At 69.6% G+C, this 10,486-nt stretch carries 9 protein-coding genes and 1 riboswitch; of the genes, 4 read left to right on the forward strand and 5 right to left on the reverse strand.

The annotated features are described in order from the left end of the window. The first annotated feature begins 193 nt into the window (after positions 1-193). A complete protein-coding gene (locus tag CSC76_RS18060; RefSeq protein ID WP_162111345.1) occupies positions 194-757 on the forward strand; it encodes a YceI family protein in 564 nt (187 codons plus the stop codon). 12 nt (positions 758-769) lie between these two features. On the opposite strand, the gene CSC76_RS18065 is transcribed toward CSC76_RS18060, so the two are convergent. Together CSC76_RS18065 and CSC76_RS18070 are read right to left on the reverse strand one after the other, a co-directional pair. After that, positions 770-1,216, reverse strand: a complete 447-nt coding sequence (locus CSC76_RS18065; protein WP_162111346.1) for a hypothetical protein — start codon at positions 1,214-1,216, stop codon at positions 770-772. A 23-nt stretch (positions 1,217-1,239) separates the two neighbouring features. Next, positions 1,240-1,464, reverse strand: a complete 225-nt coding sequence (locus CSC76_RS18070) for a glutaredoxin family protein (protein ID WP_162111347.1) — start codon at positions 1,462-1,464, stop codon at positions 1,240-1,242. Between the two features lie 72 nt (positions 1,465-1,536). On the opposite strand from CSC76_RS18070, the gene CSC76_RS18075 reads away from it, so the two are divergent. The 3 genes from CSC76_RS18075 (at position 1,537) to CSC76_RS18085 (ending at position 6,667) form a co-directional block, all read left to right on the forward strand. Then, positions 1,537-2,919, forward strand: a complete 1,383-nt coding sequence (locus CSC76_RS18075; protein WP_162111348.1) for an L-serine ammonia-lyase — start codon at positions 1,537-1,539, stop codon at positions 2,917-2,919. Between the two features lie 58 nt (positions 2,920-2,977). Further along, positions 2,978-3,367: a hypothetical protein gene (locus CSC76_RS18080; RefSeq protein ID WP_162111349.1), complete on the forward strand. Its 390-nt coding sequence runs from the start codon at positions 2,978-2,980 to the stop codon at positions 3,365-3,367. A gap of 270 nt (positions 3,368-3,637) precedes the next feature. Continuing rightward, positions 3,638-6,667: a ligand-binding sensor domain-containing diguanylate cyclase gene (locus CSC76_RS18085; protein WP_162111350.1), complete on the forward strand. Its 3,030-nt coding sequence runs from the start codon at positions 3,638-3,640 to the stop codon at positions 6,665-6,667. Positions 6,668-6,754: 87 nt separating this feature from the next. On the opposite strand, the gene CSC76_RS18090 is transcribed toward CSC76_RS18085, so the two are convergent. The 3 genes from CSC76_RS18090 to metX are packed head-to-tail and all read right to left on the reverse strand — an operon-like array spanning position 6,755 to position 10,094. After that, positions 6,755-7,831 carry a homoserine dehydrogenase family protein gene (locus CSC76_RS18090; protein WP_162111351.1) on the reverse strand — a complete coding sequence of 359 codons (1,077 nt, stop codon included), beginning with the start codon at positions 7,829-7,831 and terminating at the stop codon, positions 6,755-6,757. Next, positions 7,828-9,051: an O-succinylhomoserine (thiol)-lyase gene (locus tag CSC76_RS18095; RefSeq protein ID WP_162111352.1), complete on the reverse strand. Its 1,224-nt coding sequence runs from the start codon at positions 9,049-9,051 to the stop codon at positions 7,828-7,830. Before CSC76_RS18095 ends, CSC76_RS18090 begins: the two co-directional genes overlap by 4 nt. Next, entirely contained in the window at positions 9,048-10,094 is a 1,047-nt protein-coding gene (metX, locus tag CSC76_RS18100; RefSeq protein ID WP_162111353.1) for a homoserine O-succinyltransferase MetX, read from the reverse strand. Before metX ends, CSC76_RS18095 begins: the two co-directional genes overlap by 4 nt. Before the next feature lie 90 nt (positions 10,095-10,184). Then, positions 10,185-10,301: riboswitch (SAM riboswitch) on the reverse strand. Positions 10,302-10,486: the final 185 nt, after the last annotated feature.

Genomic DNA, 10,486 nt, shown 5'->3' on the forward strand with positions numbered 1-10,486 from the left:
CCCGGGCGGCGTAGTGCTCGGGCCGCCTAGAGCCGGGAGTGGGTCTGCCCCCCGCCCGGCGCCGCGCTGCACCCCCCCCCGCCCCAGGGCGACACGGCGCTCCCGCGCCTGCTCCCGGGCCCCCGCAAGGCCCCCACACAGGCCCCCGGCGCAGCCCCCGCCTCCTCTTCCCCCCCCCCGCAGGATTCCCCCGATGAAAACCCCTGACCGCATGCGTCTCGCGCTCGCCGCCCTGTTGCTGGCCACTGCAGGCCAGGCCGCGGCCGCCGACTACGTGCAGGCCCCCGGCTCGACGCTCGTGTTCGCCAGCAACTACCAGGGCGAAACCTTCACCGGCAGGTTCGGCAGCTTCACCACCACGATGAGCTTCGACCCCAAGCAGCTGGCGACCAGCAAGCTGGATGTCGCCATCCAGCTGGCCGGCACGCAGACCGGCAACAAGGACCGCGACGACACGCTGGTGTCGGCCGACTTCTTCAACGTGGGCAAGTTCGCGCAGGCGCGCTATACCGCGACGAAGTTCCGTGCGCTGGGCGGCAACCAGTACGCGGCCGACGGCACGCTCACGCTGCGCGGCGCCAGCAAGCCGGTGACGCTGACCTTCACCTGGACGCCCGGCGCGCAGCCGGTGCTGACTGGCAAGGCGACGGTGAAGCGGCTGGACTTCGGCGTGGGCGGCGGCGACTGGGCCGACACTTCGACGATCCCCAACGAAGTGGCGATCAGCACGAAGGTGGTATTGAAACCCAAGCCCTGAGGCCCGGCGGCGTCAGCCGTCCGGTGCCGGCGGAATGTCGAAACACCCGCGCCGGCCTGTTTCATCGGTAAGACAGGCGCGATGGCCACCGGCCATATGTTCGGTCTCGTCATCCGTGCCGATGACGAGACCGAACACCTCGCCCGTCCGGGTCAGCAGGATGGCTTCCCAGACGGTGTCGTGCCCACCCAACTGCAGGAATGTGCCCGTGTCGTCATCCGCCTTCCGCAATGGGGCGTGCTCGGCATCCTGCAGCATGCGGCGCAGATTGCTCAGGTCCAGCGAAGCGGGCGCACTGGTTACCGCCTTCAGCAGCACGATGCGTTCGATGGCGGCCACCGGGAGCACCTGCGACAGCGTCCGTCCGTCCCAGGCGAACGCGCCGACAGCGGCATCCACCTTCGCCAGGTTCACGTCGGCCGCTGCCGCGCTTCCCGACACCATGCCGAGCAGCGCCATCCAGCGCGAAAGGACGCGCGTCGTCATGGCCGCCAAGCCGCCACCTGATCGACACTGAACGGCCAGTCCAGTTCTTCGCCGGTATCGCTGCGATGCAGCACAGGCACGCGGATACCATAACGCGCTTCCAGCACGTCGTCCTCGTCGATGAACACGCTCTCGAACTCGGGAACCCGGGCCTGCGCGAGCACGTCGAGCGCCAGGTCGCACAGGTGGCAGTCGTCGCGTTGATAGAGGATCAGGGGCATGGCGGCAGGGGAATGAGGGGCGTCCGGCGCGTACGTGCTTAGAATAGCGGCCTTTCCGCGGTGGTTCGCAGCATGGCAGTCAGCACGTTCGACCTGTTCAAGATCGGCATCGGCCCGAGTTCCTCGCATACGGTGGGTCCGATGCGGGCGGCCGCGCGCTTCGTCGCGCGCTGGCTGGTCGACGGCGGGCGCCTGCAGGACGTGGCACGCATCCGCGCCGAAGTCTTCGGTTCGCTCGCCCTGACCGGCCGCGGTCATGGCACCGACAAGGCAGTGCTGATGGGCCTGGAAGGCCACTACCCCAACGAAATCGACCCCGACATCATCCCGCCGGCGCTGGAGCGCATCCGCGCCGGCAAGCGCATCCTGTTGAACGGCCCGCACGAGGTCGCCTTCGACGAGAAGCGCGACCTGCTGATGAACAAGCGGCAGAAGCTGCCTTACCACACCAACGGCATGCGCTTCACCGCCTTCGATGCGAACGACGAGGTGATCGCCACGCGCGATTACTACTCGGTCGGCGGCGGCTTCGTGGTCAATCAGGACGACGCGGCGGTGGACCGCATCGTCGCCGACGAAACGCCGCTGCCGTATCCGTTCAAGAGCGGCGACGAGCTGCTGGCCCAGTGCCAGCGCAGCGGATTGAGCATCGCCGCGATGATGTTCGAGAACGAAAAGGCTTGGCGCAGCGAAGACGAGATCCGCGACGGCCTGCGTGCGATCTGGAACGCCATGCAGTCGTGCATGGCACGCGGCATCCGCGAGGAAGGCACCCTGCCCGGCGGCCTGCATGTTTCGCGTCGCGCGCCCGCGCTGCATCGCGAGCTGTCCAGCAAGCCGGAAGCCGCCATGCGCGATCCGCTGACGGTACTGGACTGGGTGAACCTGTACGCGCTGGCCGTGAACGAGGAGAACGCCGCTGGCGGCCGCGTGGTCACCGCGCCCACCAACGGCGCGGCCGGCATCATTCCGGCGGTGCTGCACTATTTCGACCGCTTCTGCCCCGGCAACAGCGAGCAGCGCGTGTTCGACTTCCTGCTGACCGCGGCGGCCATCGGCATCCTCTACAAGGAGAACGCCAGCATCAGCGGCGCCGAGGTCGGCTGCCAGGGCGAAGTGGGCGTGGCCTGCTCGATGGCGGCCGGCGGGCTGGTCGCGGCACTGGGCGGCAGCCCCAGCCAGATCGAGAACGCCGCCGAGATCGGGATGGAACACAACCTGGGCCTGACCTGCGACCCCATCGGCGGCCTGGTGCAGATCCCGTGCATCGAGCGCAACGCGATGGGCGCGGTGAAGGCCATCAACGCCAGCCGCATGGCCATGCGCGGCGACGGCAAGCACAAGGTCTCGCTGGACAAGGTCATCAAGACCATGCGCGACACCGGGCGCGACATGCAGGACAAGTACAAGGAAACCAGCCGCGGCGGGTTGGCGGTCAATGTCATCGAGTGCTGATGCCGGCGATATCGCTGCTGTCATGCAAGAATACATTTTTCCTGTGGCATCTCGATCGATGAAGCGCCAAACCGCGCGCCAAAGAGTCGACACCGCACCGCTGGATTCCGAGTCCATCCGTCGCGTTGTCAGACCCCTGTTCCGTCGCAGGAATGACTACGGCTCGAAAGCGCTGAACGAGTTACCAGAGGAACTGCGCAGATTCGGGATCGTGACGGTTAGAGACTTGCGACTGCTCATGAAGCGACACAGGAGATCTCTCCTGCTCGACGAGAATGTAAGGATGAAGCGTGCCGAGGCGCTCTACTTGGCTCACGAAGGGCGATTCGGGGGCATCGACACATTCGCCAACATCTCCTGGCTCGCCATCCCCGGTCTGGTGAGAAGCGCGATGGAACTCGAGTTCGGCGAGGAAGCGGCGATCTACGTCACCGACTCGCCAGGCTGATACTAGCGACCAGCCCGAGTAGAGCGCAGCGAAACCGGGATCCGGTATCTCGCTGGCTTGGCATAAGGATGTGTCCTCGGCCCCCTCCCCGCGCTACGGCTCTCCCGATTGAGGTTGCCGCCCTTTAGACGCATCCGCGCGAGCCGATACGGTAAAGGTAAACAGACTTACCGGAGACACGCCCTGTCCGAGCACACGGACACGATCCGCCGCGCCCGCCCGTCCTGGCGGCGCCGCCTGGCGGCCTGGTGCCTGCCCCTGCTGGGCGGGATGGCCGCGCTTTGCCCGCCGGCGCATGCCCTGGACCCTTCCAAGTCGTTCCACCACTACGTCCGCAACCACTGGAGCCTGGAACAAGGCCTGCCCCAGCTCAGCGTGCTGGCTATCGCCCAGGACAAGCCGGGCTACCTGTGGTTCGGCACGCAGGCCGGCCTCAGCCGCTTCGACGGCGTGCGTTTCACCAATTTCGACCTGGACACCACGCCCGAGCTGCCCAGCACCTGGATCCAGGCCCTGCACACCGACCGCGCCGGTCGCCTGTGGATCGGTACGCCCCAGGGCCTGGCGGTGCGCGAGGGCCACCGGGTGCGCAAGGTACCGGTGGCACCGGGCGAAGGCGACGTGGTCGAAGTGCTGGCCCTGACCGCGGATGCCGCGGGCCGGCTGCTGGTGGCGACGCGCCGCGGCGTGATGGCGGTCGCCAACGATCGGCTGGAGACGCTGCACGCCCTCCCGGAGGGCGGCGCCCTGGCGCTGCACGTGGATCGGGACGGTACGCTCTGGGTGGGCGGCCGGGGGCGCGTGCACGCCTTCGATGCCAGCGGCGAACGCGTGCTGGCGCTGCCTGGGGGCGCGACGACGGCCCATGTGGTGGCGCTGGCGCATCACGACGGACGGGTGTGGGCGGGCACGGAGGCGGGACTGTTCGTGCTGTCGGGGCGCCAGTGGCAGCGCCATGGCGCGGTGGCGCCGGCCAGCGGGGGGATCCTCGCGCTGCGCGAGGATCGCGATGGCGTCCTCTGGGCCAGCACACGCGATGCGGTCTACCGCCTCCGCGCGGGGCGTCTGCTCGAACGGATCCGCGGCGAGGGTCCGCTGGCCGAGATCCGCGCGTTCTACGAAGACCGCGAATCCAACCTGTGGCTGGGCAGCAACAACGAAGGCGTCAGCCGCGCCTGGAACGGCTGGACGCGGCGCTACAGCCGCGCGGAGGGACTGCTGCAGCCATTGCTCTGGTCCACGGCACAGGGCCCCGACGGCCGCGTGTGGGTGGGCAGCGACGACGGCGTCAGCGTGCTGGAGAACGGCCGCTTCCGCCTGGTCGTGCCCGGCCCCGCGTTGCCGCATCCCGCTGCCTACAGCCTGTTGCCGGAGAACGGCCAGACATGGATCGGCACGCGCGATGGGGCTGCGCTCTATCGCGGTGGCCGCGTGCAGCACCCACGCATGCTGGCGGCGCTGGACGCCGCGCAGGTGAACGGCATCGTGCGCGATCGCGGCGGCCGGCTGGGGTTCGCCACCAGCACGGGGCTGTACCGCTGGGACGGCGGCGAACGGCTGCGCCGTTATGGCACCGAGGCCGGCCTGCGCGACGTGCGCGTGCGCGTGCTGATGGAGACCCGCGACGGTCGCCTGCTGGTGGGCACGCAGAGCGGCCTGTACGAATTCGTCGACGAGCGCCTGGTCGCCATCCCGCTCACCGGGACTGGACTGGACGCGCCCCACATCGTCGCCCTGCACGAACTGGCCGGCGGCCAATGGCTGGTCGGTGCGCTGTCCGAGGAACTGATGCTGGTGTTCGATGGGGAGCGCTGGACACGGTTGGACAAGACGCGCGGCATCCCGGCCAACGCCCCGTTCTTCTTCGCCGAGGACGGCAACGACTTCCTCTGGGTCGGCGGGCTGCGGGGCATCTACCGGGTCAGGATCACCGACCTCCTGGCCGCCACGGGGAACCCTGCCGCACGCGTCCCGGCACGCACGCTGCTGAACGAGCGCGGCGACCGCCATGGCGGGCAGAAGGGCGACTGCTGCAACGGCGCGGGCAACAGCCGCGGCTTCATGGCCGACCACGCGCTGTGGCTGCCGACGCGCGATGGCCTGGTGGTGATGGCGACGGACCAACCCCTGGCCAACGACTACGTGCCCGAATCGGTGATCGAACGGGTGCAGGTACGCGGGCACTGGCGGGCCGCCGACCCGGCCGCCGGCTGGTCGCTGCCGCGTGACGCGCGCGACCTGCGCTTCGAATTCACCACGCTCAGCTTCCAGGCCTCGGACCATATCGACATCCGTTACCGCCTGAAGGGCTACGATGAGGACTGGAAGCTGCTCGACGACCCGCACCAGCGCAGCGCCACCTACACCAACCTGCCGGCCGGACGTTACGTGTTCGAAGTGCTCGGCACCAACAACAGCGGCGTCTCCGGGCGCGCGGCGGCGACGCAGGCGTTCACCATCGCGCCCTACTTCTACGAAAGCGCCTGGTTCTACCTGCTGCTGGCGGTGGCGCTGGGCGTGCTGGTGTTGCTGTCCAACCGCTGGGTGCTGCGCCGCCACCACAACCGTCGGGTGGCGCTGGAGCGACTGGTGCAGCAGCGCACGCGGGACCTGCAGCAGGCCAACCGCCAGCTGGAAGCGATCAGCCTGACCGATCCGCTGACCAGCCTGCACAATCGTCGCTACCTCGCGCGTCAGCTGCCCGCGGACATCGCCTACTACCAGCGTATGCCCAAGTTCGCCACCGGCGTGGACGTGCTGGCGTTCGTGCTGCTGGACATCGACCACTTCAAGTCGATCAACGACGGCCATGGCCACCAGGCCGGCGACCACGTACTGCAGACCGTCGCACACCGCCTGCGCATCTTGTCGCGCGAAGGCGACTACGTGGTCCGCTGGGGCGGCGAGGAATTCCTGATGGTGTTTCGGCCGATGCCCAGGCACGAGCTGCACGCCCTCGGCCGCCGCATCTGTACCGCGATCGCCAGCGAGCCGGTGGAGGTGGCCGGCACGCGTCTGCAGGTGACGGCGTCGCTGGGTCTGATCGGCTATCCGCCCTTTCCCGAAGCCCTCGATCTGCTGGGGTGGGAGCAACTGGTTTCGCTGGCGGACCGCGCGCTGTACGAGGTCAAGGCGCACGGGCGGAACGGTTGGGCGGTTTACGAAGCCTCGCCGTCGCGCTCGCCGTTGCCCGATGCCGACCCTGTGCGACGCGATCCCGGCGAGCTCGTCCGCAGTGGCCACCTCGTGCTGCGCGGCCCGCACCATCCCGCCGCCGCGGCACCATCGCCGCCCGACTGAGGGCAGCATCGCCGCGCCTCAGCCGGCGTCATCCGTGCGCAACAGAGCGCCGGCCCGCTCCCATGCCGCCCCGTTGTCCGCAAACGATCAGCGCGCCGTCGCGATCGCCAGCACGTCATCCAGCAGCGCGGCGGCAGTGATGCCGGCGCCGGCACCGGGCCCCTGCACGACCAGCGGCTGTTCGTCGTAGCGGTCGCTGTAGATCGCCACGCGGTTGTCGGTGCCGCTGCCGCCGCACAGGGGATGGTCTTCGGGCAGCACCTGCAGGCCCACGCTGGCGCGATCACGGTCGAAACGGCCGACGAAGCGCAGGAGGCCGCCGTTGCGGTAGGCCTCCTTGAAGCGCGCCGCCACTGGCGCATCCAGCTGCGCGAGCGCGCCGTCCACGCTGTCCGGCGGCAGCGCCGCCAGTTCCGCGGGCACCAGCGACTCCACGCGCACGTCGGCCTGATCCAGCGGCAGGCCCGCGGCGCGCGCGAGGATCAGCAGCTTGCGGCGCACGTCCTCGCCGGACAGGTCGATGCGCGGATCGGGTTCGGTGTAGCCGGCCTGGCGCGCCTGGCGGACGAAGCCGGAGAACGGACGCATGCCGTCGTAATGGTTGAACAGCCACGCCAGCGATCCCGACAGCACACCCTCGACGCGATGGATACGGTCCCCGCCGGCCACCAGCGCACGCAGGCTGCGCAGCAGCGGCAGGCCGGCGCCCACGGTGGCCGCATCGCCGTAACGCGCGCCGGACGCCGCGCACGCCTGCGCGATGGCCTGCGCGCGCGACCATCCGCTTCCCGCACCCAGCTTGTTGGCCGTCACCACGTGCACGCCACGCGACAGCCATTCGGCATGCCAACCGGCGACCGCGTCACTGGCGGTGGCGTCGATCACGATGTCGCCGGCATGCAGGGCTTCGGCTTCCGCCCAGGGCGTGAGATCATCGCGGCGTGCGGCCGCTCCGTTGGCTTCCTCCAGCGCGCGTTGCGGTGCGCCGGCGCAGTCGTGTAGCGCGCGCGAGTTCGCCAGCCACGCCAGCGGCGGCAGCGCCAGTCCGGCGGATTGCAGACGCTGGTAGCGCGCCACCAATGCGCTGCCCACCACGCCCGTGCCCAGCAGCGCGAGCCGCGGTGCACGGTACGCGGCGGTGCGCAGCGGAACGACCGTGCTCATGCGTCGGCGAGCCTGCGTTTGGACTCGGCCACCACCGCCTCGGCCCGCGACAGCGCCGCAGCGAGGTCGGCCAGCAGATCGTCGGTCGCCTCGATGCCGACCGACAGCCGCAGCAGGCCGTCGGAGATGCCGGCCTTGGCGCGCGCTTCCGGCGTCATCGCCGCATGCGTCATCGTGGCCGGATGCGCGACCAGGCTTTCCACCCCGCCCAGCGATTCGGCCAGGGTGAAATAGCGCAGGCCCTCGACGAAGGCGCGCACGGCTTCTTCGCCGCCCTCCAGTTCCAGGCTCAGCATCGCGCCGAAGCCCTTCTGCTGACGCGCCGCAACCGCGTGACCGGGATGCAGGGCCAGACCGGGGAAGTAGACCTTAGACACCGCCGGATGCGTGTCCAGCAGTGCGGCGATGGCGTTCGCGTTTTCCTGGTGCGCACGCAGGCGGGCGTCCAGCGTACGCAGGCCGCGCAGGGTCAGGAAGCTGTCGAACGGCGAGCCGGTCAGGCCCAGTGCGTTCGCCCACCACACCAGCTGCTGGTGGGTTTCGGCATCGCGCGCGACCACGGCGCCGCCGACCACGTCGCTGTGGCCGTTGATGTACTTGGTGGTGGAATGCAGCACGACATCGGCGCCGAAGGCGATCGGGGTCTGCAGCGCGGGCGACAGGAAGGTGTTGTCCACCACCGCGCGCGCGCCGGCCTTGTGCGCGGCCTCGATGACGAAGCGCAGGTCGGTGATGCGCAGCAGCGGGTTGGAGGGGGTTTCGATCAGCACCAGCTTCGGCGACTGCGCCAGCGCATCGGCCAGCGAACGCGGATCGGTCAGGTCGGCGGTGATGAGTTCGAAATGCCCCTTCTTCGCCAGCGCGTTGAACAGGCGCCAGCTGCCGCCGTAGGCATCGTGCGGCCCCACCAGCCGATCGCCCGGCTCCAGCAGCGCGTTCAGCACCAGCGTGATCGCGCCCATGCCGGTGGCGGTGACGACGGCGCCGGCACCGCCTTCCAGTTCGGCCAGCGCCTCGGCCAGCAGGTCGCGCGTGGGGTTGCCGCTGCGGGTGTAGTCGTACTCGCGCTTCTGCGCGAAGCCGGCGAAGCTGAAGTTCGACGACAGCACGATCGGCGGCGTCACCGCGCCGTAGGCGGTGTCGCGGTCGATGCCGGCGCGCACGGCGGCGGTGGCGGGACGACAGGGCGCGTCGGTATCGGTGGGGGCGTAGCTGCTCATGCGAGGTCTCCGGCGGCGCGCAGGGCCGAGGTCAGGATGGAATCGATGCGGTCGGTTTCTTTCAGGAAGGCGTCGTGGCCGTACGGCGAGCGCAGCACGCGCAGCTGGCCCAGCGTGCCCAGGCCTTCGACCAGCGCCACGGAATCGGACAGCGGCACCAGGCGGTCGCCTTCCACCGCGACCACCAGCGTGGGCACGCGGACATCGGCGGGATCGACGCGGTGCAGGTCGATGGATTCGGACAGGCGCACGTAGGCGGTGACCGGCGTGCGCGCCACGTACTGCGCGCCAGCGGCGTCCAGATAGTCCTCGGCGGCCACGCGCACGCGGCCGTTGACGATTTCGGGCGCGCTGTCGAAGCGCTCGCCGAATTCCTCCGGCGTGCGGTAGCTGAGCATCGCGAACTGGCGGGCCAGCGAGAGGCCCTGCGCGTCGGCGCACTGAAGCTGGCCCAGGGTCACCGCACGGCGCTGCAGTGCACGCCAGGCGGCGGCGTAGGGATGGGCGCGATGCGCGCCACTGACGGCGATCAGCTTCTCCACACGCGCGGGGTGGCGGATGGCGAACTGGAGGCCCACCAGCGCCCCGTACGAGTAGCCCACGAACGCCTGCAGATGAGCGATCTTCAATGCGGACAGCAACCGGGCGATGGCGTCGGCCTGGTCCGCGGTGTCGATGGGGGCATCGAGGCGACCATCGGCGCCGACGAAGTCGAACGCGAGCAATTGGCGGTGCACCGGATCCAGCGCGCGGCCGGCGCCGACCAGATCATTCAGCCAGCCGTTCTCGGGGAAGACGCCGCTCGCCGCCAGATGGCGGTGCGCGGAGATGCCGCCGGCCACGAACACCACCGGCGCACCGGCCGGCCCCTGCAGTTCATAGCGCAGCGTCAGCGCGCGCGTGCCCGCATGGCGCATCGGCAGCTCGACGACGATCTCGCCCCGCACGGCGCGCGGCGCGTCATCGGGGAACGAGGGGATCGCGATACCGTCGAGGGTCGGCGGTTCGGCAAGGCGGTTCAGCGCGGGACTGGCGTAACTCATGGCGGCATCCGGTGGGCGTGGTCCCTTGCGGGACGGGACTGCACCACCGAGCTTCGCGGAGCCCGCGTTCGCCGTGCGAAGGCACGGTACGAACCATCTTTCGGCGGACGCTGGGGTCCCCGCAGGATTTGGCACCTACACGACGCTTGCGCGTCGCTGGCTGCCCCGGCTTCTTCGGGCCTGTCCCTCTGCCGGTCTCGATGGTGAGGCTACTCTGCCCCGCGCCTTTCCAGATGTCAATCGCTTTATTCGAATGAAGCGATGAATTTCGGCGTTCGTCTCGCTGCCGGTCGGCGCAGCGATAACGCATAATTCACATCATGATCCGTAACAGCCTCCTCGGCGGTCTCTGCGTGGCCCTGCTGGCCGCGTGCTCCACCGCCCCCCTGCAT

The sequence above is a fragment of the Pseudoxanthomonas mexicana genome (genome assembly GCF_010093385.1).
GTDB classification, from domain to species: Bacteria; Pseudomonadota; Gammaproteobacteria; order Xanthomonadales; family Xanthomonadaceae; genus Pseudoxanthomonas_A; species Pseudoxanthomonas_A mexicana.

What these genes read in the sequence shown, in the direction of transcription:
- metX (WP_162111353.1), bottom strand. Translation starts at nt 10,094, where the DNA reads ATGAGTTACGCCAGTCCCGCGCTGAACCGCCTTGCCGAACCGCCGACC.
- CSC76_RS18070 (WP_162111347.1), bottom strand. Translation starts at nt 1,464, where the DNA reads ATGCCCCTGATCCTCTATCAACGCGACGACTGCCACCTGTGCGACCTG.
- CSC76_RS18080 (WP_162111349.1), top strand. Translation starts at nt 2,978, where the DNA reads ATGAAGCGCCAAACCGCGCGCCAAAGAGTCGACACCGCACCGCTGGAT.
- CSC76_RS18085 (WP_162111350.1), top strand. Translation starts at nt 3,638, where the DNA reads ATGGCCGCGCTTTGCCCGCCGGCGCATGCCCTGGACCCTTCCAAGTCG.
- CSC76_RS18095 (WP_162111352.1), bottom strand. Translation starts at nt 9,051, where the DNA reads ATGAGCAGCTACGCCCCCACCGATACCGACGCGCCCTGTCGTCCCGCC.
- CSC76_RS18065 (WP_162111346.1), bottom strand. Translation starts at nt 1,216, where the DNA reads ATGGCGCTGCTCGGCATGGTGTCGGGAAGCGCGGCAGCGGCCGACGTG.
- CSC76_RS18090 (WP_162111351.1), bottom strand. Translation starts at nt 7,831, where the DNA reads ATGAGCACGGTCGTTCCGCTGCGCACCGCCGCGTACCGTGCACCGCGG.
- CSC76_RS18060 (WP_162111345.1), top strand. Translation starts at nt 194, where the DNA reads ATGAAAACCCCTGACCGCATGCGTCTCGCGCTCGCCGCCCTGTTGCTG.
- CSC76_RS18075 (WP_162111348.1), top strand. Translation starts at nt 1,537, where the DNA reads ATGGCAGTCAGCACGTTCGACCTGTTCAAGATCGGCATCGGCCCGAGT.